Annotated in this window: 20 protein-coding genes and 1 tRNA gene; 18 read left to right on the top strand and 3 right to left on the bottom strand. The window is 69.8% G+C overall.

The features are described 5' to 3' along the window. Window positions 1-12 precede the first annotated feature (12 nt). The 14 genes from ABZ477_RS01655 (at window position 13) to ABZ477_RS01590 (ending at window position 15,216) form a co-directional block, all read left to right on the top strand. Window positions 13-276, top strand: coding sequence for a phosphoribosyl-ATP diphosphatase (locus ABZ477_RS01655; protein ID WP_243074757.1), 264 nt, complete (start codon window positions 13-15; stop codon window positions 274-276). Between the two features lie 46 nt (window positions 277-322). Continuing rightward, a complete protein-coding gene (gene hisG, locus ABZ477_RS01650) occupies window positions 323-1,165 on the top strand; it encodes an ATP phosphoribosyltransferase (protein WP_360126853.1) in 843 nt (280 codons plus the stop codon). Beyond that, a complete protein-coding gene (gene hisF / locus ABZ477_RS01645) occupies window positions 1,165-1,959 on the top strand; it encodes an imidazole glycerol phosphate synthase subunit HisF (RefSeq protein WP_360126850.1) in 795 nt (264 codons plus the stop codon). The genes hisG and hisF overlap by 1 nt, the downstream gene beginning before the upstream one ends. Beyond that, window positions 1,956-2,351: a phosphoribosyl-AMP cyclohydrolase gene (gene hisI, locus ABZ477_RS01640; RefSeq protein ID WP_360126847.1), complete on the top strand. Its 396-nt coding sequence runs from the start codon at window positions 1,956-1,958 to the stop codon at window positions 2,349-2,351. The genes hisF and hisI overlap by 4 nt, the downstream gene beginning before the upstream one ends. Then, window positions 2,348-2,956, top strand: coding sequence for a Trp biosynthesis-associated membrane protein (locus tag ABZ477_RS01635; protein ID WP_360126844.1), 609 nt, complete (start codon window positions 2,348-2,350; stop codon window positions 2,954-2,956). The genes hisI and ABZ477_RS01635 overlap by 4 nt, the downstream gene beginning before the upstream one ends. Window positions 2,957-2,990: 34 nt before the next feature. Continuing rightward, entirely contained in the window at window positions 2,991-3,221 is a 231-nt protein-coding gene (locus ABZ477_RS01630; RefSeq protein WP_360126842.1) for a DUF6704 family protein, read from the top strand. A gap of 2 nt (window positions 3,222-3,223) precedes the next feature. Then, on the top strand, window positions 3,224-4,033 hold the full coding sequence (trpC, locus tag ABZ477_RS01625) for an indole-3-glycerol phosphate synthase TrpC (protein WP_360126839.1): 810 nt from the start codon (window positions 3,224-3,226) through the stop codon (window positions 4,031-4,033). Beyond that, a complete protein-coding gene (trpB, locus tag ABZ477_RS01620) occupies window positions 4,030-5,286 on the top strand; it encodes a tryptophan synthase subunit beta (protein ID WP_360126836.1) in 1,257 nt (418 codons plus the stop codon). Before trpC ends, trpB begins: the two co-directional genes overlap by 4 nt. After that, window positions 5,283-6,092, top strand: coding sequence for a tryptophan synthase subunit alpha (gene trpA / locus ABZ477_RS01615; protein WP_360126833.1), 810 nt, complete (start codon window positions 5,283-5,285; stop codon window positions 6,090-6,092). The genes trpB and trpA overlap by 4 nt, the downstream gene beginning before the upstream one ends. Window positions 6,093-6,139: 47 nt before the next feature. Continuing rightward, window positions 6,140-7,123 (top strand): prolipoprotein diacylglyceryl transferase, encoded by a 984-nt coding sequence (lgt, locus tag ABZ477_RS01610; protein WP_360126830.1) that lies wholly within the window; start codon window positions 6,140-6,142, stop codon window positions 7,121-7,123. A 77-nt stretch (window positions 7,124-7,200) separates the two neighbouring features. Further along, complete coding sequence (gene gltB / locus ABZ477_RS01605; protein ID WP_360126827.1) at window positions 7,201-11,787, top strand: glutamate synthase large subunit; 4,587 nt, start codon at window positions 7,201-7,203, stop codon at window positions 11,785-11,787. Beyond that, window positions 11,780-13,246, top strand: coding sequence for a glutamate synthase subunit beta (locus tag ABZ477_RS01600; RefSeq protein ID WP_360126824.1), 1,467 nt, complete (start codon window positions 11,780-11,782; stop codon window positions 13,244-13,246). Before gltB ends, ABZ477_RS01600 begins: the two co-directional genes overlap by 8 nt. A gap of 59 nt (window positions 13,247-13,305) precedes the next feature. Further along, the gene (pyk, locus tag ABZ477_RS01595) at window positions 13,306-14,748 is read left to right on the top strand and encodes a pyruvate kinase (protein ID WP_360126821.1); all 1,443 of its coding nucleotides are present in this window, start codon (window positions 13,306-13,308) and stop codon (window positions 14,746-14,748) included. A gap of 93 nt (window positions 14,749-14,841) precedes the next feature. Continuing rightward, window positions 14,842-15,216: an SHOCT domain-containing protein gene (locus tag ABZ477_RS01590; RefSeq protein ID WP_360126819.1), complete on the top strand. Its 375-nt coding sequence runs from the start codon at window positions 14,842-14,844 to the stop codon at window positions 15,214-15,216. 70 nt (window positions 15,217-15,286) lie between these two features. Here ABZ477_RS01590 and ABZ477_RS01585 read toward each other — a convergent pair. Then, window positions 15,287-15,369 (bottom strand) — tRNA-Leu (locus ABZ477_RS01585). 183 nt (window positions 15,370-15,552) lie between these two features. Here ABZ477_RS01585 and ABZ477_RS01580 point away from each other — a divergent pair. Further along, complete coding sequence (locus tag ABZ477_RS01580; RefSeq protein WP_243074743.1) at window positions 15,553-16,167, top strand: response regulator; 615 nt, start codon at window positions 15,553-15,555, stop codon at window positions 16,165-16,167. A gap of 86 nt (window positions 16,168-16,253) precedes the next feature. Here ABZ477_RS01580 and ABZ477_RS01575 read toward each other — a convergent pair whose 3' ends face one another. Next, on the bottom strand, window positions 16,254-16,682 hold the full coding sequence (locus ABZ477_RS01575) for a hotdog fold thioesterase (protein ID WP_360126815.1): 429 nt from the start codon (window positions 16,680-16,682) through the stop codon (window positions 16,254-16,256). An 85-nt stretch (window positions 16,683-16,767) separates the two neighbouring features. Between ABZ477_RS01575 and polA the strand changes: the two genes are divergently transcribed. Together polA and ABZ477_RS01565 are read left to right on the top strand one after the other, a co-directional pair. After that, complete coding sequence (polA, locus tag ABZ477_RS01570) at window positions 16,768-19,407, top strand: DNA polymerase I (protein ID WP_360126812.1); 2,640 nt, start codon at window positions 16,768-16,770, stop codon at window positions 19,405-19,407. 81 nt (window positions 19,408-19,488) lie between these two features. Then, window positions 19,489-21,162 carry a DUF885 domain-containing protein gene (locus ABZ477_RS01565; RefSeq protein WP_360126809.1) on the top strand — a complete coding sequence of 558 codons (1,674 nt, stop codon included), beginning with the start codon at window positions 19,489-19,491 and terminating at the stop codon, window positions 21,160-21,162. Window positions 21,163-21,165: 3 nt separating this feature from the next. Here the strand turns inward: ABZ477_RS01565 and ABZ477_RS01560 are convergent, their stop codons facing one another. After that, on the bottom strand, window positions 21,166-21,792 hold the full coding sequence (locus ABZ477_RS01560; RefSeq protein ID WP_360126806.1) for a phosphoribosyltransferase family protein: 627 nt from the start codon (window positions 21,790-21,792) through the stop codon (window positions 21,166-21,168). Window positions 21,793-21,910: 118 nt separating this feature from the next. On the opposite strand from ABZ477_RS01560, the gene ABZ477_RS01555 reads away from it, so the two are divergent. After that, window positions 21,911-22,948, top strand: coding sequence for an LLM class flavin-dependent oxidoreductase (locus ABZ477_RS01555; protein ID WP_360126803.1), 1,038 nt, complete (start codon window positions 21,911-21,913; stop codon window positions 22,946-22,948). Window positions 22,949-22,959: the final 11 nt, after the last annotated feature.

The following is a 22,959-nucleotide window of genomic DNA, read 5'->3' as shown; positions in this document are numbered from 1 at the left end:
TAACCTGGCATGGTGAAGACGTTCGACGAGCTGTTCGCCGAGCTCTCCGCGAAAGCGGTCGAGCGCCCCGAGGGATCGGGCACCGTCGCCGAGCTCGACGCGGGGGTGCACTACATCGGCAAGAAGATCGTCGAAGAGGCCGCCGAGGTCTGGATGGCGGCCGAATACGAGTCGACGGACGCCACGGCCGAGGAGATCTCGCAGCTCCTGTACCACCTGCAGGTGATCATGATCTCGAAGGGCCTGGGGCTCGAGGACGTCTACCGACATCTCTGAGCGCCGTCTCCGCCCCCACCGACGCTCCGACACGAAAGCCCCCGTCATGCTGCGAATCGCCGTGCCCAACAAGGGCTCGCTCGCCGACACCGCCGCCGAGATGCTCTCCGAGGCGGGCTACATCGGCCGCCGCGACCCCAAAGACCTGCACGTCATCGACCCCCAGAACGACGTCGAGTTCTTCTACCTCCGTCCCAAGGACATCGCGACCTACGTCGGGTCTGGCGCGCTCGACGTCGGCATCACGGGCCGCGACCTGCTGTTCGACGCCAGGATGCCGGGCGCCCGCGAAATCGAAGAGCTCGGCTTCGGCGGCTCGACGTTCCGCTTCGCGGGCCCCCCGGGGCGCTTCTCGAAGATCGAGGACCTCGAAGGCCTGCGCGTCGCGACGGCCTACCCGGGCCTCGTCGACGCGTTCCTCGACGATCACGGCGTCGCGGTCGACCTCGTGCCGCTGGACGGCGCTGTCGAATCCGCGGTGCGGCTGGGCGTCGCCGACGCCGTCGCCGACGTCGTCTCGACCGGCACGACGCTCAAGCAGGCGGGCCTGGAGATCTTCGGCCCCGTCATCCTCGAGTCCGAGGCCGTGCTCATCAGCGCGCCGATCGAGGTCGAGGGGACGGACACGCTGCTGCGGCGCCTGCGCGGCGTCCTGGTGGCCCGCCGGTACGTGCTGATCGACTACGACCTGCCCGCCCAGCTCGTGGACGAGGCCGTCGCGATCGCGCCCGGCATCGAGTCGCCGACGATCTCGCCGCTGCGCGACCCGTCGTGGGTCGCCGTGCGCGTCATGAGCCCGCGCAAGGGCGTCAACCAGGTCATGGACGCGCTGTACGCGATCGGCGCACGCGCGATCCTCGTGACCGCGATCCACAACGCGAGGCTCTGATGAGCCTCGTCTGCCGCGTCATCCCGTGCCTCGACGTCGCGGCCGGTCGCGTCGTCAAGGGCGTCAACTTCGAGAACCTGCGCGACATGGGCGACCCCGTCGAACTCGCGCGCCTGTACTTCGAGCAGGGCGCCGACGAGATCACGTTCCTCGACGTCACTGCGACGGTCGACGAGCGCTCGACGACGTACGACGTCGTCCGAAGGACGGCGGAAGAGGTCTTCATCCCGCTCACGGTGGGCGGCGGGGTGCGGTCGGCCGACGACGTCGCGCGGCTCCTGTCCGTCGGCGCCGACAAGATCGGCGTCAACTCCGCCGCGATCGCGCGTCCGGATCTGCTCGACGAGATCGCGGACCGCTTCGGCGCCCAGGTCCTCGTCCTCTCGCTCGACGTCAAGCGGGCATCGACGGAGCTCAGCGATCGAATCCCGTCCGGCTTCGTCGTCACGACCCACGGCGGCCGCACCGAGACGACCCTCGACGCGCTCGCCTGGGCGCGCGAGGCGATCGAGCGCGGCGCCGGAGAGCTCCTGGTCAACTCGATCGACGCCGACGGCACGCGCGAGGGCTTCGACCTCGAGCTCGTCGGCCTCATGCGGGAGATCTCGAGCGTCCCGGTCATCGCGTCGGGCGGCGCAGGAGCTGTCGAGCACTTCGCACCCGCGATCCGCGCGGGAGCGGATGCCGTCCTGGCAGCATCCGTCTTCCATTCCGGTCAGCTCACGGTGGGCGACGTCAAGTCCGCCCTGGTCGCCGACGGCATCGACGTGCGCGAGACGGAGGGAGTCGCATGACCGACCCCGCACGGGCTGCCGAGCCCGCACCGGGCGCCGAGCCTGTCGAGGCGCGCATCGCGCGCGTGTCCTTCAACGGCGACGGCCTCGTCGCGGCGGTCATCCAGCAGTGGGACTCGCGCGAAGTCCTCATGCTCGGCTGGATGGATGCCGAGGCCCTCCGCCGCACGCTGACCGAGGGACGCGTCACCTTCTGGTCGCGATCTCGGCGGGAGTACTGGCGCAAGGGCGACACGTCCGGCCACATCCAGCTCGTCCGCGGCGCGCGCCTGGACTGCGACGGCGACACGATCCTCGTCGAGGTCGACCAGGTCGGCGCGGCCTGCCACACCGGCACACGCACGTGCTTCGACGCCGACGACCTCACGCCCGTTCGCGGGCCGGAGCGATGATCGCCCGGGCCCGGCTGATCACCGTCGTCGCGACCGTCCTGGCGGGCGCCGTCGGCATCATCTCGTCGACCCAGACCTGGCTCACCGTCGTGCTCGCCGACGGTGCGGCCCACGCGCTCCCCGTCCCAGGGGCCGCGGCCATCCCCGTGCTCGCACCGCTGAGCCTCGCCGTGCTCGCACTCGGCGGCGCCCTCTCGATCGTCGGGCTCGTGCTGCGCTACGTCTTCGGCGCCCTGACCGTCGTCATCGCGGTCGTCCTCGGCGTCCTCACCGGCCAGATCGTGCTCGCCCCGCCGCTCGCCGCCGTCGCGGCGACCGTGACGACCGCGACGGGCCTCACCGGCACCGAGGCGGTCGCCGCGATGGTGGTGGGCATCGGCACGACACCGTGGCCCGCCGTCACGCTCGTCGCGTGGATCGTGCTCCTCGCAGCGGGGCTCCTCGCCCTGGCCACGGCGCGCCGGTGGCGGGGAAGCGGCCGCAAGTACAGCACGGATGCCGCGACCCGCGCCTCCGCGACGGCCGGACCGGCGGCATCCCGACCTCACGATGCGATCGACTCGTGGGACGACCTGTCGCGCGGCGACGATCCGACAGCCCGATAGACTGACCGAGCCCGCAGCAATACGGAGGAGATCCATGAGCAACCACATCGGCGACCCCGGCCACGGACACTCGCCCGCCGCTTGGACGGCGGTCGTGATCATGCTCGTCGCCGTGGCCTTCGGCACGCTGTTCTTCTTCATGGATCTGCCTGTCCTCGTGTGGGCGTCGGCCGGTCTCCTCGTCGTAGGCCTGCTCGTGGGCTGGGGCATGGCCAAGGCCGGCTACGGCGTCAACGGCCCGAAGTACGCGCCGAAAGAGCACTGATCATGCTCGCCGACCTGACGGCCGGCGCGGTGGAGGATGCCGAGGCGCGCGCGGCACAGCGCCCCCTGGCAGCCGTCGAGGCGGCGGCGCTCGCACAGGCTCCCGCACGGGACGCCCTCGCCGCGCTCGCTCCCGCGGACCGCGTCAAGATCATCGCCGAGGTCAAGCGCGCGAGCCCGTCGCGCGGTGACCTCGCCGCCATCCCCGACCCCGCCCACCAGGCGGGTCTCTACGAGCAGGGCGGCGCCTCGGCGATCTCGGTCCTGACCGAAGGCCGCCGGTTCAAGGGCAGCCTCGCCGACCTCGAGGCCGTCAAGGCCGCCGTCTCGCTGCCGGTGCTGCGCAAGGACTTCATCGCGACCGAGTACCAGGTGCTCGAAGCCCGCGCGTCGGGAGCCGACCTCGTGCTCCTCATCGTCGCGGCGCTCGAGCAGGACACCCTCGCGCGCCTGCACGCGCTCACCCTCGAGCTCGGCATGACTCCGCTCGTCGAGACGCACTCGGCCGACGAGGTCGCCCGAGCGGCCGACGTCGGGGCTCGGCTCGTCGGCGTCAACGCGCGCGACCTGTCGACGTTCGAGCTCGACCGCGACCTGTTCGGCCGGCTGGCGGACAGCATCCCTTCCGACGCCGTCAAGATCGCCGAGTCCGCTGTGCTCGCACCCGCCGACGTCGCGCACTACCGCGCCGCCGGCGCGGACGTCGTCCTGATCGGCGAGGCGCTCGTGACGGGCGACCCCGTCGCGACGCTCGGGGCATTCCTGGAGGCAGGCGCGCGCGCCGTACCGAGTGAGCGGAGCGAATCGAAGTGACGCTGCTGCGTGAGGCCAAGGGCCCCTTCTTCGGCGACTTCGGCGGGCGCTACATGCCCGAGTCGCTCATCGCCGCGATCGACGAGCTCACCGCCGTCTACGAGGAGGCGATCGCCGACCCGGCCTTCCAGGCCGAGTTCACGGGGCTGCTGCACTCGTACGCGGGGCGGCCGTCGGTGCTCACCGAGGTGCCGCGGTTCGCGGCGCACGCAGGCGGCGCCCGGGTCTTCCTCAAGCGCGAGGACCTCAACCACACGGGTTCGCACAAGATCAACAACGTCATCGGCCAGGCGCTGCTGACCAAGCGCCTCGGCAAGACGCGCGTCATCGCCGAGACCGGAGCCGGTCAGCACGGCGTCGCGACCGCCACGGCGGCGGCGCTCTTCGGCTTCGAGTGCACGATCTACATGGGCGAGGTCGACACGCAGCGCCAGGCGCTCAACGTCGCCCGTATGCGCCTGCTCGGCGCCGAGGTCATCCCGGTCAAGACGGGCTCGCGCACCCTCAAGGACGCGATCAACGACGCGTACCGCGACTGGGTCGCGAGCGTCGAGACCACGAACTACATCTTCGGCACCGCTGCGGGGCCCCACCCGTTCCCCGCCATGGTCCGCGACTTCCAGAAGATCATCGGCGAAGAGGCGCGTGCTCAGCTCCTCGGGGAGCTCGGCAGGCTCCCGGATGCTGTCCTCGCGTGTGTCGGCGGAGGCTCGAACGCGATCGGCATGTTCGACGCCTTCCTCGACGACGAGGGCGTCAAGCTCTACGGCGTCGAGGCGGCGGGCGACGGCGTCGACACGCCGCGTCACGCGGCGTCGATCGAGCGCGGGCGTCCCGGCGTGCTGCACGGCGCGCGGACATACGTCCTGCAGGACGAGGACGGCCAGACGATCGAGTCGCACTCGATCTCGGCGGGGCTCGACTACCCGGGTGTCGGACCCGAGCACGCGTGGCTCGCGTCGATCGGGCGCGCGGAGTACATCCCGGCGACCGACGACGAGGCGATGCAGGCGCTGCGGCTCCTGAGCGCGACCGAGGGGATCATCCCCGCGATCGAGTCGGCGCACGCCCTCGCGGGCGCGCTGCGCATCGGCCGCGAGCTCGGACCGGACGCCGTGCTGGCGGTGTGCCTCTCGGGTCGCGGCGACAAGGACATGGACACGGCCGCGCAGTACTTCGGGCTGTACGACGACGAACCCGTCGTCGCACCTCCTGCCGATGATGCCGCCAAGGGCGAAGGGACCAAGCTGTGACCTCGCGCGTCGCCGCCGTCATCGACGCCGCGCGCGCCCAGGGGCGCGGTGCGTTCGTCGGCTACCTCCCGATCGGGTTCCCCGACCTCGAGACGAGCATCGAGGCGGCCGTCACGCTCGCCGAGAACGGCGTCGACATCCTCGAGCTCGGGCCGCCCTATTCCGACCCCGTCATGGACGGCACGGTCATCCAGGAGGCGACGCAGGCGGCCCTCGCCGGGGGCTTCCGGCTCCGCGACACGTTCACGGCGGTCCGCGAGATCACCCGGCGCGTCGACGTGCCCGTGCTCGTCATGACCTACTGGAACCCCGTCGTGCAGTACGACGTCGACCGCTTCGCCGACGACCTCGCGGCAGCCGGCGGCGCCGGGCTCATCACGCCCGACATCACGCCGGAGGCGGCGGGGGAGTGGATCGCCGCGAGCGAGCGCACGGGCCTCGACCGCGTGTTCCTCGCCGCGCCCACCTCGACCGACGAGCGGCTCGAGCTCATCGTGCGGAGCACGACGGGCTTCGTCTACACCGTCTCGACGATGGGCATCACGGGCGAGCGCGACCAGCTCGACGCCGCCGCCCGCACGCTCGTGGCGCGCCTGCGCGAGCACGCCGGAGCATCCCCTGACGGGGAGCTGCGCGCATGCGTCGGGATCGGCATCTCGAACGCCGAGCAGATCGCGGGCGTGCTCGACTACGCCGACGGCGCGATCGTGGGCACAGCGCTCGTGCGCGCGCTCCGCGACGGCGGCCTCGAGGGGCTGGCCGAGACGGCCCGCGCCCTTGCCGCGGGCGCCGAGCCCGCCGCCTAGACTTCTGAAGTCGGCAAGGCCGGCGACCCCCCTCTCGAAGGACCAGCATGATCCGCGCCGCAATCGACGTCGTCACCAGCATCCCGAGCCCGTCGGTGAGCTCGTTCACGATCCCTCTGTTCTCGTGGTCGCTGACGATCCACTACTACGCGCTGTGCATCATCGCGGGCATCGTCATCGCGATCCTGATGACGAACAGCCGCCTGACCAGGCGCGGGGCGGAGCCGTGGGTCGTCATCGACATCGCGCTGCTCGCCGTGCCGCTCGCCATCATCGGCGCGCGGATCTACCACGTCGCGACCCACCCGGGGTTCTACTTCGGCGAGGGCAGCGACTTCTGGGCGATCTTCCGCATCTGGGAGGGCGGCATCGCCATCTACGGCGCCCTCATCGGCGGCGCGATCGGTGCGTGGCTCGGCTGCCGGTGGACCGGCATCCGCTTCTCGACCTTCGCGGACGCGATGGCCCCCGGCCTCCTGCTCGCGCAGGCGATCGGACGCTTCGGCAACTGGTTCAACCAGGAGCTCTTCGGCCTGCCGACCGACCTGCCTTGGGGCCTCGAGATCGCCAGCGACAACCCCGCGTTCCCCGCCGGGCTCGCCGACGGCACGCTCTTCCACCCCACCTTCCTGTACGAGGTGATCTGGAACTCGCTCGGCGTCATCGTGCTCCTGTGGGCGGGGAAGAAGTTCACGCTCCAGTGGGGCCGCCTGTTCGGTCTCTACCTCGTCTGGTACAGCGCGGGCCGCATCGTGTGGGAATCGATCCGGATCGACCCGAGCGAGATCTACTTCGGTCTCCGGACCAACGTGTGGGCGGCGATCTTCGGCGTCGTCCTCGGCCTCGTCATCCTCTTCGTCCAGAAGCGCCGGCACCCCGGCCTCGAGCCGTCGCCGTACCGGCCCGGCCGCGAGTGGAAGCCCGCGGGGGCTGTACAATCGCAGGACACCACCGACTACGTCGATGTCAGCGAACCACCCGCCGACGAAGTCGCCGAGGGCACCGCCACAAGCACAGTCGCCGCCAAGTAATTCCACTGCATCCGTGCAGTCCAGCTAGTACCGGGCCGACGTCGTCCCATTGTGAGCATCAAGTGAGGACGGTCGGTATGGCTTCGAGCCCCCGTCACAGCCCCGGGACCTCCGGACCCGGCGGCTTCCCGCAGAAGCAGGGAATGTACAACCCCGCGTTCGAGAAGGACGCGTGCGGTCTGGCCATGGTCGCGACCCTTCGCGGCGAGCCCGGCCACGACATCATCGCGCTCGCCCTGACGGCGCTGCGCAACCTCGAGCACCGCGGCGCCATCGGCTCCGACGCGGGCACCGGCGACGGCGCCGGAATCCTGACGCAGATGCCGGATGCCTTCCTCCGCGCCGTCGTCGACTTCGAGCTTCCCCAGGTGGGGGAGTACGCGGCGGGCATGGTCTTCCTGCCGCTCGATGCGGACGCGCGCGCGGTGCAGAAGGCCGGGATCGAGCAGATCGCCGCGAGCGAGAACCTCGTCGTGCTCGGCTGGCGCGAGGTGCCGACCGAGGACGAGCACCTCGGCAAGCTGGCGCACGCCGCCCGCCCCGCCTTCGAGCAGGTCTTCGTCTCGCGTCCCGCCGTCGGCGACGCGCCCGCGCTGTCGGGCATCGAGCTGGACCGCCGTGTCTTCCGCCTGCGCAAGCGCGCACGGCACGAGCTGGACGCCTACTTCGTGTCGCTGTCCAGCCGCACGCTCGGCTACAAGGGCATGGTCACGACCCTCCAGCTCGAGCCGTTCTACCCCGACCTGTCGGACGAGCGCTTCATGTCCGAGCTCGCGGTCGTGCACTCGCGGTACTCGACGAACACCTTCCCGTCGTGGCCCCTCGCGCAGCCGCTGCGCATGCTCGCGCACAACGGCGAGATCAACACGGTCAACGGCAACCGCAACTGGATGCGCGCGCGGCAGTCGCAGCTCGAGTCCGAGCTCCTGGGCGACATGGACCCGCTGCTGCCCATCTGCTCCGTCGGGGCGAGCGACTCGGCCTCGTTCGACGAGGTGCTCGAGCTGCTGACCCTCACGGGCCGCAGCCTGCCGCACGCCATCATGATGATGGTCCCCGAGGCGTACGAGAAGCAGGTCGGCGTCGACCCGAAGCTGCGCGCCTTCTACGAGTACCACTCGATGCAGATGGAGCCGTGGGACGGCCCCGCCGCCCTCATCTTCACGGACGGCACTCTCGTCGGCGCGACGCTCGACCGCAACGGCCTGCGTCCGGGCCGCTGGACCGAGACGACCGACGGCCTCATCGTCATCGGCAGCGAGACCGGTGTGCTGGACTTCGAGCCGGAGCGCATCAAGCGCCGCGGCCGCCTCCGCCCGGGCCGCATGTTCCTCGTCGACACCGCGCAGCGGCGCGTGATCGAGGACGACGAGATCAAGACCCAGCTCGCCGAGCTCGAGCCGTGGCAGGAGTGGCTCGACGCCGGCCGCGTCCGCCTCGCGGACCTCCCCGAGCGCGAGCACATCGTGCACCCCATCGCCTCGATCACGCGACGCCAGCGCACGTTCGGCTACACCGAGGAGGAGGTGCGCATCCTGCTGACCCCCATGGGTCAGACGGGCGCAGAGCCTCTCGGCGCGATGGGCAGCGACACCCCCGTCGCCGTCCTGAGCGACCGGCCGCGCCTGCTCTTCGACTACTTCACGCAGCAGTTCGCGCAGGTGACGAACCCGCCGCTGGACAGCATCCGTGAAGAGGTCGTGACGTCCCTCTCGCTGGGACTCGGCCCCGAGCGCAACCTCCTGTCCTGGGGTCCCGACCACACGCGCGTCGTGACGCTGGACTTCCCCGTGATCGACAACGACGAGCTCGCGAAGATCCAGCACATCGACACGGCGCTGCCGGGGCGGACCTCGGTCACGATCCGCGGTCTGTATCGCGTCGAGGCCGGCCACAAGGGCATGCAGAAGCGCCTCGCGCAGATGTGCCAGGAGGTCGACCAGGCCATCGAGGACGGTGCGGAGTTCATCGTCCTGAGCGACCGCGACTCGAACAAGGACCTCGCGCCGATCCCGTCGCTGCTCATGCTCGCGGCCGTGCACCACCACCTCATCCGCAACCAGACGCGCATGAAGTGCGGTCTCGTGGTCGAGGCGGGCGACGTGCGCGAAGTGCACCACATCGCGACGCTCATCGGGTACGGGGCATCCGCCGTCAACCCATACCTCGCGATGGAGACCGTCGAGTACCTCGTGCGCGCCGGCTTCATCACTGGCCTGTCGCCCGAGAAGGCCGTCAAGAACCTCATCTACGCGCTCGGCAAGGGCGTGCTGAAGATCATGTCGAAGATGGGGATCTCGACCGTCTCGTCGTACGCGGGCGCGCAGGTCTTCGAGGCGATCGGTCTGTCGCAGGAGTTCGTCGACAAGTACTTCACTGGCACCGAGACCAAGCTCGGGGGAGTGGGTCTGGACGTCATCGCCGCCGAGAACGCCGCGCGCCACGCGTACGCGTATCCGGAGGATGCCGCGGTCCGCGCCCACGAAAGGCTCTGGACGGGCGGCGAGTACCAGTGGCGCCGCGACGGCTCGCCGCACCTGTTCAACCCGGAGACGGTCTTCCGACTGCAGCACTCGACCCGCACGCGACGCTACGACATCTTCCGCGAGTACACGAAGCTCGTGGACGACCAGGCGGCCGAGCTCAAGACCCTCCGCGGGCTGTTCAAGCTGCGCAAGAACGCCCGCCCCGCGATCCCGATCGACGAGGTCGAGCCCGTCTCGGCCATCGTCAAGCGCTTCTCGACCGGTGCCATGAGCTACGGCTCGATCTCGAAGGAAGCGCACGAGACGCTCGCGATCGCGATGAACCGCATCGGCGGCAAGTCGAACACGGGCGAAGGCGGCGAGGACGTCGAGCGCCTGCTCGACCCCGAGCGTCGCAGCTCGATCAAGCAGGTCGCCTCGGGCCGCTTCGGCGTCACGAGCCTGTACCTGACCGAGTCGGACGACATCCAGATCAAGCTCGCACAGGGCGCCAAGCCCGGTGAGGGCGGACAGCTGCCGCCGACGAAGGTGTACCCGTGGGTCGCCCGCACGCGCCACGCGACGGCGGGCGTGGGCCTCATCTCGCCGCCGCCGCACCACGACATCTACTCGATCGAGGACCTCAAGCAGCTCATCTTCGACCTCAAGCGCGCCAACCCCGGTGCGCGCGTGCACGTCAAGCTCGTGAGCCAGTCCGGCATCGGTGCGGTCGCGGCGGGGACGGCGAAGGCCCTCGCCGACGTCATCCTCGTCTCGGGGCACGACGGGGGGACGGGCGCGAGCCCGCTCAACTCGCTCAAGCACGCGGGCACGCCGTGGGAGCTGGGCCTGGCCGAGACGCAGCAGACGCTCATGCTCAACGGCATGCGCGACCGCGTCGTCGTGCAGGTCGACGGCCAGCTCAAGACGGGACGCGACGTCATCATCGGCGCGCTGCTCGGCGCCGAGGAGTTCGGCTTCGCGACGGCTCCGCTGGTCGTGTCGGGCTGCATCATGATGCGCGTCTGCCACCTCGACACATGCCCCGTCGGCGTCGCGACGCAGAACCCCGTCCTGCGCTCGCGCTTCACGGGCAAGCCCGAGTTCGTCGTGAACTTCATGGAGTTCATCGCGGAGGAGGTGCGCGAATACCTCGCCGAGCTCGGCTTCCGCTCGCTCGACGAGGCGATCGGCCACGTCGAGCTCCTGGACATCGACGGCGCGATCGAGCACTGGAAGGCGAGCGGTCTCGACCTCTCGCCCGTGCTCGACGGACCCGCGTTCGCCGACGACGAGCCGCGCCGCAACGGCCGCGCGCAGGAGCACGAGCTCGACGAGCACTTCGACGTCCAGCTCATCGAGCGCGCCCACGACGTCATCGCGCACGGCGGCCACCTCGAGATCGACCTCCCGATCCGCAACACGGAGCGTGCCGTGGGGACGATGCTCGGCCACCACGTGACGCGCGCACGCGGGCAGAACGGCCTTCCGTCCGGCTCGATCGTCGTGAACCTCACAGGCTCGGCGGGTCAGTCGTTCGGCGCCTTCATGCCGGCCGGCATCACGCTGCGCCTCGAGGGCGACTCGAACGACTACGTCGGCAAGGGACTGTCCGGCGGCCAGATCGTCGTGCGTCCGCCGCGCGGTGCCACATTCGACGCCTCGCAGAACGTCATCGCCGGAAACGTCATCGGCTACGGTGCGACGCAGGGGACGATGTTCCTGAGCGGCGTCGTCGGCGAGCGGTTCTTCGTCCGAAACTCGGGCGCGACCGCTGTCGTCGAAGGCGTCGGCGACCACGCGCTGGAGTACATGACGGGCGGCCTCGCCGTCATCCTCGGCAAGACGGGACGCAACCTCGGTGCCGGCATGTCAGGCGGCATGGCCTACGTGTACAAGCTCGACCGCGCCCTCGTGAACCGCGAGGCTCTCGCAACGGGCGAGCTCGTCCTCGGCGAGCTCGGATCGGGGGATGCCGAGATCCTGCGTGATCTGCTGACCCAGCACCTCGCCGAGACCGACTCCGTCCTGGCGGCAAATCTTCTCGCGGACTTCGAATCGGTCCTCGACGACTTCGTCCGTGTGCTTCCGCGCGATTACGCGGCGGTCCTGCAGACCCGCCAGGATGCGGTCGCACAGGGCCTCGATCCCGACGGCGACGTCGTGTGGAGCCGGATCCTGGAGGTGACGGGTGGCTGACCCGAAAGGCTTTCTGAAGGTCACCGAGCGGGAGCTGCCCGCTCGCCGTCCGGTGCCCGTGCGCATCCTCGACTGGAAAGAGGTGTACGAGCCGGGCGACTCGGCCGTGCTCCGGCGCCAGGCCGGGCGATGCATGGACTGCGGCGTGCCGTTCTGCCACAAGGGCTGCCCGCTCGGGAACCTGATCCCCGAATGGAACGACCTGACCTGGCGCGGCGAGGGGCGCGCGGCGAGCGAGCGCCTCCACGCGACGAACAACTTCCCGGAGTTCACGGGGCGGCTGTGCCCCGCGCCGTGCGAGAGCGCGTGCGTGCTCGGCATCAACCAGCCGGCCGTGACGATCAAGCAGATCGAGGTCTCCATCGCCGAGGAGGCCTTCGGGAACGGCTGGATCGAGCCGGAGCCCCCCGGGCGACTGACGGGCAAGACCGTCGCGGTCGTCGGTTCGGGGCCTGCGGGCCTCGCCGCGGCGCAGCAGCTCACACGCGCCGGCCACACCGTCGCCGTGTTCGAGCGCGATGACCGCATCGGCGGCCTCCTCCGCTACGGCATCCCCGACTTCAAGATGGAGAAGAAGCACCTCGAGGCGCGACTTCGCCAGATGCAGGACGAGGGGACGCGGTTCCGCGCCGGCGTCGAGGTCGGCAAGGACCTCTCCTGGAGCGACCTTCGGGCGCGCTACGACGCCGTCATCATCGCCACGGGGGCGACGATCCCGCGCGAGCTCGCGATCCCGGGGCGCGACCTGGCGGGCGTGCACTTCGCGATGGAGTATCTCGTCGAGTCGAACCGCGCCATCGCGGGCGACGCCGTGCCGAACCAGATCTCGGCCGAGGGCAAGCACGTCATCGTGATCGGCGGCGGCGACACGGGCGCCGACTGCATCGGCACGGCGCACCGACAGGGCGCGCTGAGCGTGACGAACCTGGCGATCGGCCGCCGTCCCCCGGGGGAGCGCCCCGAACACCAGCCGTGGCCCATGACGCCGACCGTGTTCGAGGTGCAGTCCGCGCACGAGGAGGGCGGCGAGCGGTCCTACCTTGCCTCGACCGTCGAATTCCTCGGCAACGGCGCGGGTGAGGTGCGCGCGCTGCGCGTCGCCGAGACGGAGTTCGTCGACGGCCGCCGCGTGCCCAAGAGCGGGACGGAGCGGGAGATCCCGGCCGACCTGGTCCTCATCGCGATGGGATTCACGGGACCCGAGCGCACGCAGCTCGAGGAGCAGCTCGGCACGCAGTTCACGAGCCGCGGCAATGTCGAGCGCGAGGACGACTTCCACACAACCGTTCCCGGCGTCTTCGTCGCCGGCGACGCGGGCCGCGGCCAGTCGCTCATCGTGTGGGCCATCGCGGAGGGCCGCGCGGCCGCCGCGCACGCCGACGCGTACCTCATGGGCTCCACCTCGCTGCCCGCGCCGGTCCGGGCGTCCGATGTCGCGATCGGCCTTCAGCCCGCGTAGGCTGGCTGAGGTCGATTCCGACCATTTCCCGACGAAACCCTCCCACGGAGCTAATACGGATGAGACGCGCCAAGATCGTCGCAACCCTGGGCCCCGCAACTTCGACGTACGAGATGGTCCGCGCGATCATCGATGCCGGCGTCGACGTCGCGCGGTTCAACCTGAGTCACGGGGACTACTCGGTCCACGACAACAACTTCGCCAACGTCCGCAAGGCCGCTGAGGACGCGCAGCGCGCCGTCGCGATCCTCGTGGACCTGCAGGGTCCCAAGATCCGCCTCGGAAAGTTCGCCGACGGCCCGCACGACCTCGCGGTCGGCGACATCTTCAAGATCACGATCGAGGACATCCCCGGCACGAAGGAGATCGTCTCCACGACCTTCAAGGGCCTCCCCGCAGACGTCAAGCCCGGCGACTTCCTCCTGATCGACGACGGCAAAGTCCGCGTCAAGGTGCTCGAGACGGACGGCACCGTCGTCACGACCGAGGTCATCGTCGGCGGCCCCGTGTCGAACAACAAGGGCATCAACCTGCCCGGCGTCGCGGTCAACGTCCCGGCCCTCTCCGAGAAGGACGAGGCCGACCTGCGCTGGGGCCTGCGCACCGGCGCCGACCTCATCGCCCTGTCGTTCGTGCGCGATGCGAAGGACGTCCAGCGCGTCCACGTCATCATGGCGGAGGAGGGACGCCACGTCCCGGTCATCGCCAAGATCGAGAAGCCCCAGGCCGTCGAGAACCTCGAGGAGATCATCGACGCCTTCGACGGCATCATGGTGGCCCGCGGCGACCTCGGCGTCGAGCTGCCCCTCGAAGCCGTGCCGATCGTGCAGAAGCGCGCGGTCGAGCTCTGCCGTCGCATGGCCAAGCCCGTCATCGTCGCGACGCAGATGCTCGAGTCGATGATCGAGAACCCCGTCCCGACGCGCGCCGAGACCTCCGACGTCGCCAACGCCGTCCTCGACGGCGCCGACGCGGTCATGCTCTCCGGCGAGACGAGCGTGGGCAAGTACCCCGTCGTCGTCGTCGAGACGATGGCCCGCATCATCCAGTCGACCGAGGAGCACGGGCTCGAGCGCATCCTGCCGCTCACGGCCAAGCCCCGCACGCAGGGCGGCGCCATCACCCTCGCCGCCGTCGAGGTCGCCGACTTCGTCGACGCGAAGTACCTCTGCATCTTCACGGAGTCGGGCGACACCGCGCGCCGCATGTCGCGCATCCGCTCGAAGATCCCCATGATCGCCTTCACGCCGGAGCCGGCGATCCGTCGCCGCATCGCGCTCACGTGGGGCGTGCAGTCCACGCTCGTCGAGCACGTCGCCCACACGGACCGCATGTTCATCCAGGTGGACGACCACCTCCTGTCGAACGACCTCGCGAAGGTCGGCGACAAGGTCGTCGTGATCTCCGGTTCCCCTCCCGGAATCATCGGCTCGACCAACGACATCCGCGTCCACAAGGTGGGCGACGCGGTGCACGGCGCAGCGCCGATCTACCGCCAGTAGACACGCTCACCCGCAGCGGGCGAAGTTGATCCGCCCTCAGCCTGGCGCTCGCTAGGCTGAGGGCGATCTAGTCGCTGTCGAAAGGTGCAGGCTGTGTTCTTCTGGTGGATCCTCTGGGCGTTCTACTTCATCGCCTACCTCTACGTCATCATCTTCGTGATCCGCGACCTGTTCCGGGACGACAAGGCGAACGGGTGGATCAAGGCGCTGTGGATCATCGCCCTTGTCTTCATCCCGTTCCTCACGGGCATCATCTACGTCATCGTCAACGGCAAGGGCATCGCCGAGCGCGAATACCAGGCCCGCGCACAGGTCGCCGAGAACGACTCGTACCGTCCCGCGGCGTCGTCGAGCCCCGCCGAGGACATCGCCCGCGCCAAGGCGCTGCTGGACGCCGGGACGATCTCGCAGGGCGAGTACGAGGCCCTCAAGAGCAAGGCTCTGGGCAACCAGTACTTCGGCGCCTGACGCCGGAAACCGCGAAAGAAGAGTGGATGCCTCGAATCGAGGCATCCACTCTTCTTCGTGTGCGGGTTCGTGCCGGTGGTGGGAGTCGAACCCACACGCCCTCTCGGGCAACCGAGTTTGAGTCGGTCGCGTCTGCCATTCCGCCACACCGGCGCACGTCAGATCGAAGATACCGCAGCCATCTCGACTCCGACGCCGGCGCGTCTTTCGGCGATGGTGGTGGGAGTCGTTCCCGCGGCCGAGTTCGAGTCGGTCGCGTCTGCCATTCCGCCACACCGGCAAGCGCGGGGCCGGGGCTCTGCGCGACCGCGTTTGAACATACCCTAGGATTCAAAGGTGACTGAGCAAGAGCAGGCCACTTCGGCAACCACTCCCCGTCGCGTCGTCGTCGCGGAGGACGAGTCGCTGATCCGCCTCGATATCGTCGAGATCCTCCGCGACAACGGGTTCGACGTCGTCGGTGAGGCGGGCGACGGCGAGACCGCCGTCCAGCTGGCCACCGAGCTGCGCCCCGACCTCGTCATCATGGACGTCAAGATGCCGCAGCTCGACGGCATCAGCGCCGCCGAGAAGCTCAGCAAGAACCACATCGCGCCCGTCGTGCTGCTGACGGCGTTCAGCCAGAAGGAGCTCGTCGAGCGCGCGAGCGAGGCCGGCGCCCTCGCCTACGTCGTCAAGCCGTTCACCCCGAACGACCTGCTGCCGGCGATCGAGATCGCCCTCGCGCGCTACGAGCAGATCATCACGCTCGAGGCCGAGGTGGCCGACATGGTCGAGCGCTTCGAGACGCGCAAGCTCGTCGACCGCGCGAAGGGCCTCCTCAACGAGAAGATGGGCCTGTCCGAGCCCGAGGCGTTCCGCTGGATCCAGAAGGCGTCGATGGACAGACGCCTCACGATGCAGGACGTCGCGAAGGCCATCATCGAGCAGCTCGCGCCCAAGAAGGGCTGAGCCCGAGAGACTTCGAACGGATGCCGCGGCCCGAGGGTCGCGGCATCCGTCGTTTCCGGTCCGGATGCGGGCGCGCCGCTGTCGCGCTATCGCTCGTCGATGTCGCGGATCATGTTCGTGATCCGGACGGTCGAGCAGCGCCGGCCCTGGTCGTCCGTGAGGACGATGTCGTGGACGGTCAGGCTGCGGCCGAGGTGGAGGGGCGTGCAGGTGCCGGTCACGAGTCCCGAGGTCACCGAACGGGTGTGCGTGGCGTTGATGTCGATGCCGACGGCGAGGCGGCCGGGCCCGGCGTGGAAGTTCGCGTGCATCGACCCGAGCGATTCCCCGAGCACGACGTAGGCGCCGCCGTGGAACAGCCCCACAGGCTGCGTGTTGCCCTCGACGGGCATCGTCGCGACCGCCCGCTCGGCAGTGAACTCGACCCACTCGAAGCCCATCTTCTGCGCCAGCGCACCGACCCCGCGGCGGCGGGCCCACTCGAACGCGTCGGAGGCGGAGGCGGCGTCGGACATGGTGCTCCTCGGGACTCGGGGATCGTCCGCCCGAGGCCCGTCACGGGGCGCGGGGGGTGTCGGGCGCCCTGACTAGGCTTACAGGGTGACGGACTCCGCAAAGCCTACCCTTCTCGTCGTGGACGGCCATTCGCTCGCATATCGGGCCTTCTACGCCCTGCCTGTCGAGAACTTCTCGACGAAGGACGGCCAGCACACGAACGGCATCTACGGGTTCCTCTCGATGCTGATCAACCTGATCAAGGCTGAGAAGCCGACCCACATGGCCGTCGCCTTCGACACGTCGCGGCAGTCCTTCCGCACGCGCGAATACGCCGAGTACAAGGCCAACCGCTCCGAGACGCCTTCCGAGTTCAAGGGGCAGATCCCGCTGCTGCAGGACTGCCTCGCGGCCATGAGCATCCGCGTCCTCCAGCAGGAGGACATCGAGGCCGACGACATCCTCGCGACCCTCGCGACGCAGGGTTCGGCGGCCGGGTTCGACGTCCTCGTCTGCTCGGGCGATCGCGACACGATCCAGCTCGTGAACGACGAGGTGACGCTGCTGTACCCGAATGTCCAGGGCGTCTCGCAGCTCAAACGGTACGACCGACAGGCCGTCATCGACCGCTACGGCGTGCCTCCCGAGCAGTATCCCGACATCGCGGCGCTCGTCGGCGAGACCAGCGACAACCTGCCCGGCGTGCCGAAGGTGGGGGAGAAGACCGCCGTCAAGTGGCTCACGCAGTTCGGGTCGCTCGACAGCCTCCTCGAGAACGCCGACCAGGTGACCGGCGTCGTCGGCAACAACCTGCGCGAGCATCTCGACTCGGTGCGCCGCAATCGCGCGCTGAACCGCCTGCTGACCGACGTCGAGCTCCCGCTCGCGCCCGCCGACCTCGAGGTGCAGCCGATGGACGCGCAGGCGGTGCGCGACATCTTCGCGCGCCTCGAGTTCAAGACCCTCATCCCGCGCGTCGCCGAGCTCGCCGGGATCGAGCAGCAGATGGCCGCCGTCGCCTCGGCCGCCGCCGAGCCCATGCCCGTCCCCGTGTCGCCGTCCGCAGCCGACCTGCGTGCCTGGCTGGACGCGGCCGAGGGCGAGGTCGGCGTGACGCTCGTCGTGGAAGGCGGGCTCCCGCGCCGGGTGGGCTTCGCGGTCGCGGATGCCGCCGCCGAGGCCGAGTGGACTCCCGAGGTCGTCGGGGCCATCGGGGACTGGCTCGCCTCCGACGCGCCCAAGGTCTTCAGCGACGCCAAGCCCCAGGTCAAGGCGCTCCACCGTGCGGGCGTCCGCCTCGGCGGGCTGGCCTTCGACACGATCCTCGCGGGATGGCTGCTGCGGCCGAGCTTCCCCGACAAGACCCTCGCCGACCTCGCGGACCGCTATCTCGACGAGAAGCTGCCCGAGGCCGACCCCGCGCAGCTCGTGCCCGAGACGGAAGGCGCGACCCCGGGTCAGCTCTCATGGTTCTCTCTGCGCGTCGCGCGGGCACTGCGCGCCGAGCTGCCCGAGTCCGTGGCATCCGTCCTCACCGACATCGAGCTGCCGACGCTGCAGACGCTCGCCGACATGGAGCTCGCAGGGGTCACTGTCTCGCACGACAAGCTGTCGACGTTCTCGGGCGAGCTCGGCCAGCGCGCCGACGCGATCGCTCAGGAGGCGTACGCCGCGATCGGGCGCGAGGTCAACCTGGGCTCGCCCAAGCAGCTCCAGGAGGTGCTGTTCGACGAGCTCCAGCTCCCGAAGACCCGCAAGACCAAGACGGGGTACTCGACAGATGCCGCGGTCCTCGCGGACCTGCAGGAGACGAATCCGCACCCGTTCCTCGACCTGCTCCTGCAGCATCGCGAGGCGACCAAGCTCCGGCAGATCATCGAGTCGCTCGACGTCGCGATCGCGCCGGACGGACGCGTCCGCACGACGTACCTGCAGACCGGGAGCCAGACGGGGCGCCTGTCGAGCACCGACCCCAACCTCCAGAACATCCCTGTCCGGACGGAGGAGAGCCGCCGCATCCGTTCGGCGTTCGAGGTCGGCGCGGGCTACGAGACGCTCCTGACCGCCGACTACTCGCAGATCGAGATGCGGATCATGGCGCACCTGTCCGAGGATCCCGGGCTCATCGAGGCGTTCAACTCGGGCGAGGACCTGCACCGCTTCGTCGGCGCGCGGGTCTTCGGCGTCGCACCCGAGGACGTCACGGCGGCGATGCGCACGAAGGTCAAGGCGATGTCGTACGGCCTCGTGTACGGCCTGTCGGCGTTCGGACTGTCCAAGCAGCTGCGCATCGAGCAGTCCGAGGCGAAGCAGCTCATGATGGAGTACTTCGCACGCTTCGGCGCCGTGCGCGACTACCTGCGGTCGTCCGTCGAGCAGGCGCGCGTCGACGGCTACACCGAGACGATCTTCGGGCGTCGCCGGCCGTTCCCCGACCTCGCGAGTCCCAACCGCGTGCTCCGCGAGAACGCCGAACGTGCGGCGCTCAACGCCCCCATCCAGGGCAGCGCGGCGGACATCATGAAGATCGCGCTGTTCCGCATCCACGACGACTTCGCAAGCGAGGGGCTGCGATCGCGGGTCCTCATGCAGATCCACGACGAACTCGTCGTCGAGGTCGCGGCGGGCGAGTGGGATGCCGCGGAGCGCGTCGTGCGCGAACGCATGGGCGATGCGGCCGCGCTGTCGGTGCCGCTCGACGTGCAGATCGGGCGAGGCGGGGACTGGAACGAAGCCGCTCACTGACGCCCTCCAGCGGGTGCTCCGTGGCATGAGACGTCGTCCCCGGTTGGCTGGAACGCCGTCCCATTCCTTAGGCTCGAGTCCATGACTGCTCAACCCCGGAACCCCACGTCGATCGACACGATCGCCGACGCGTGGGTCGACACCCTCGCCGAGCTCGATCCGTCGCTGGCGACCTACATCGGCCGCAGCGAGTACAACGACCGCTACGCGGACTTCTCGCCGACCGGGCAGGAGCGCCTCGTCGAGGCGGCGCGGGCCACGCTCACGGCGCTGGAGGCCGCGACACCCGTCGACCACGTCGACGAGGTCACGAAGGAGGATCTCGCGAGGGAGCTCAGGCTGTCGCTCGAGCTGAACGACGCGAAGTGGCATCTGCGCGACCTCAACGTCATCGCATCCCCTGCGCAGGACATCCGCTCGGTGTTCGACCTCATGCCGACCGACACGGTCGACGACTGGTCGGTCGTCTCCGCCCGCCTGAAGGCGCTGCCCGAGGCGCTCGAGGGCTATGTCGCGACGCTGCGCGAGGGCATCGCCCAGGGGATCGTCCCCGCGCGCCGGCAGGTGTCCGAGGTCGTGACGCAGATCGCGCGCTACACGAGCGACTCCGGATTCTTCGCCGAGTTCGCCGCCGAAGCCGGCCCCGACGACGGCCAGCTGCCGGCATCCCTCGCTCGTGACATCGCAGACGGCGCGAACGCCGCCCGCGTCGCCTACGACGCCCTCGCGACGTTCCTCTCGGCCGAGCTCGCTCCTGCGGCGACCGAGCAGGACGCTGTCGGCCGCGAGCTCTACGCGCTGCAATCCCGCCGCTTCCTCGGCGCGACGGTCGACCTCGACGAGACCTACGAGTGGGGCGTCGAGGAGCTCGCGCGCATGGTCGCGGAGCAGGAGTCGATCGCGAACGAGATCAAGCCCGGTGCGAGCGTCGAGGAGGCCGTCGCGCTCCTCGAGGCGGACCCTTCCCGACGGCTTCGCGGGACGGATGCGCTCCAGCGCTGGATGCAGGAGACGAGCGACCGCGCCGTCGAAGAGCTCGGCCGGACGCACTTCGACATCCCCGAGCCCATCCGCCGCCTGGAGTGCATGATCGCGCCGACGAAGGAAGGCGGGATCTACTACACAGGCCCGACCGACGACTTCTCGCGTCCCGGTCGCATGTGGTGGTCCGTGCCGGAGGGCGTCGAGGAGTTCGACACGTGGCGCGAGCTCACGACGGTCTACCACGAAGGCGTCCCGGGGCATCACCTGCAGATCGCGCAGGCGGTGTACAACCGCGCCGAGCTCAACTCGTGGCGCCGGCTGCTCGCCGGCACCTCTGGCCACGCCGAGGGGTGGGCGCTGTACGCCGAGCGTCTCATGCAGCAGCTGGGCTACCTCGACGACCCCGCCGATCGTCTGGGGATGCTGGACGGTCAGCGCATGCGCGCGGCGCGCGTCGTCCTCGACATCGGCGTGCACCTGTCGAAGCAGCGCCCCGACGAGGCAGGGCCGTGGGATGCCGCCTACGCGCTGGACTTCATGCGCCACAACGTCAACATGCCGGACGAGTTCATCCGCTTCGAAGTGAACCGCTACCTGGGGTGGCCGGGGCAGGCACCGTCCTACAAGGTGGGTCAGCGCATCTGGGAGCAGCTGCGCGACGAGGTCGCCGAGGCCGAGGGCGACGCGTTCTCCGTCAAGGCCTTCCACAAGCGCTCGCTCGAGCTCGGCGGCGTCGGCCTCGACACGCTGCGGAGCGCCCTTCTCGGCTGAGGATCACTCATCGGGGAGGTCGCGCGCGAGCAGGCGCGCGACCTCCTCGTCCCGTGTCTGGGTGAAGTCGTCGTAGAACTGGCCGACTGCCCAGAAGTCCGGCTCCCGGTGGGGGCAGACGTATTCGTCGACGTCGGCCGGTACCCACGAGCTGGGTGCGACAGGCACGGCGAGCACGATCTGGGCGGCACCGCGTGCTCGCTGCGCGCGGCACGCGGCGGTCGCGGTCGCTCCCGTCGCGACGCCGTCGTCGACGATGATCGCGGTGTGACCTTCCACGTCGAGATGCGTCTGCTCGAAGAGCGCGGTGCGGCGTTGGAGCTCGGCGCGCTCGGCGTCCTCGACCGAGGCGAGCTGCTCGGGGGTGACCCGGCTGTGGTGGAGGGCTTCCGGATCGACATAACGCACGCCCTCGGCGATCGCACCGACGGCGTACTCCTCGTGGCGGGGTGCGCCGAGCTTGCGCACGACCGCGACGCCGAGCGGCAGCGCCAGCTCGCGCGCGACCTCGGCGGCCACCACGACGCCGCCGCGCGGGATGCCGAGGACGACAGCCTCCGTCCCCCTCCACGGCGCGAGCACCGCCGCGAGCTCTCGCCCCGCGTGGGCGCGATCGGCGAAGATGGCCACGACCTCACCCTACGCAGGCGTCGGCCGGGCGGGACTGCGCCTTGACAGCATCCGCTTCGGTGGGAATGCCCGGGGCGCGCGCCGGGTTCTATGCAAGCGAATGAAAGGACGGATGCCGATGAGCGATCCCTCGCGGCTCGAACTGGGCCTCGACACCTTCGGGGATGTGACGCGCGACGAATCCGGCGAGCTTCTCAGCGACGCCGCGACGATCCGCAATGTCGTGGATCAGGCGGTGCTGGCCGATGAGGTGGGGCTGTCGTTCTTCGGGGTGGGGGAGCACCACCGGCCCGAGTTCGCGGTGTCGAGTCCCGAGATCGTGCTCGCGGCCGCCGCGGCCCGCACGAAGCAGATCCACCTCGGAACGGCCGTGACCGTCCTCTCCAGCGACGATCCCGTACGGGTGTTCGAGCGCTTTGCGACGCTGGATGCTGTCTCCCACGGCAGGGCGGAGGTCATCCTCGGTCGCGGCTCGTTCATCGAGTCGTTCCCGCTCTTCGGCTTCGATCTGCGCGACTACGAGCTGCTGTTCGAGGAGAAGCTCGAGCTGTTCTCGAAGCTGCTCGCCGAGAAGCCCGTCACCTGGTCGGGCTCGACCCGCGCCGGGCTGGAAGAGGCCGACGTGTTCCCCAAGACCGAGAACGGCCTCAGGACGTGGGTCGGCGTCGGCGGAACGCCCGAGTCCGTCGTGCGCACGGCCCGCTACGGGTTCGGCCTCATGCTCGCGATCATCGGCGGTCCGGCGCACCGGTTCCGCCAGTTCGTCGACCTCTACCACCGCTCGCTGACCTCCTTCGGCCACGCGACGCTCCCGGTCGGCGTGCACTCACCCGGCCATGTCGCGGAGTCCGACCAGCAGGCGTGGGACGAGGCCTACGTGGGCTTCGAGGCGATGAACAACACGATCGGGCGTGAGCGGGGCTGGCCGGCGTACAACCGCCTCCGGTTCCAGCACGATGTGGGGCCGGATGGCGCGCTCTACGTCGGATCGCCCGAGACGGTGGCTCGCAAGATCGCCGACACCGTCCGCACTCTGGGCCTCGATCGGTTCGACATGAAGTTCTCGACCGGGACGCTGTCGCACGCGAAGATGATGCGCTCGATCGAGCTCTACGGCACGAAGGTCGCGCCGCTCGTCCGCGAGCTGCTCGCGTAGCGCTCGAGCGC

The sequence above is a fragment of the Microbacterium sp. NPDC019599 genome (assembly GCF_040632175.1).
In the GTDB taxonomy this organism is placed as follows: domain Bacteria; phylum Actinomycetota; class Actinomycetes; order Actinomycetales; family Microbacteriaceae; genus Microbacterium.
This window is presented reverse-complemented; position numbering and strand designations above follow the sequence as displayed.

Bases quoted from the DNA above. Each gene is read 5' to 3' on its own strand.
- hisG (WP_360126853.1), top strand. From the start codon at position 323: ATGCTGCGAATCGCCGTGCCCAACAAGGGCTCGCTCGCCGACACCGCC.
- hisF (WP_360126850.1), top strand. From the start codon at position 1,165: ATGAGCCTCGTCTGCCGCGTCATCCCGTGCCTCGACGTCGCGGCCGGT.
- hisI (WP_360126847.1), top strand. From the start codon at position 1,956: ATGACCGACCCCGCACGGGCTGCCGAGCCCGCACCGGGCGCCGAGCCT.
- ABZ477_RS01635 (WP_360126844.1), top strand. From the start codon at position 2,348: ATGATCGCCCGGGCCCGGCTGATCACCGTCGTCGCGACCGTCCTGGCG.
- ABZ477_RS01630 (WP_360126842.1), top strand. From the start codon at position 2,991: ATGAGCAACCACATCGGCGACCCCGGCCACGGACACTCGCCCGCCGCT.
- trpC (WP_360126839.1), top strand. From the start codon at position 3,224: ATGCTCGCCGACCTGACGGCCGGCGCGGTGGAGGATGCCGAGGCGCGC.
- lgt (WP_360126830.1), top strand. From the start codon at position 6,140: ATGATCCGCGCCGCAATCGACGTCGTCACCAGCATCCCGAGCCCGTCG.
- gltB (WP_360126827.1), top strand. From the start codon at position 7,201: ATGGCTTCGAGCCCCCGTCACAGCCCCGGGACCTCCGGACCCGGCGGC.
- pyk (WP_360126821.1), top strand. From the start codon at position 13,306: ATGAGACGCGCCAAGATCGTCGCAACCCTGGGCCCCGCAACTTCGACG.
- ABZ477_RS01575 (WP_360126815.1), bottom strand. From the start codon at position 16,682: ATGTCCGACGCCGCCTCCGCCTCCGACGCGTTCGAGTGGGCCCGCCGC.
- ABZ477_RS01565 (WP_360126809.1), top strand. From the start codon at position 19,489: ATGACTGCTCAACCCCGGAACCCCACGTCGATCGACACGATCGCCGAC.
- ABZ477_RS01555 (WP_360126803.1), top strand. From the start codon at position 21,911: ATGAGCGATCCCTCGCGGCTCGAACTGGGCCTCGACACCTTCGGGGAT.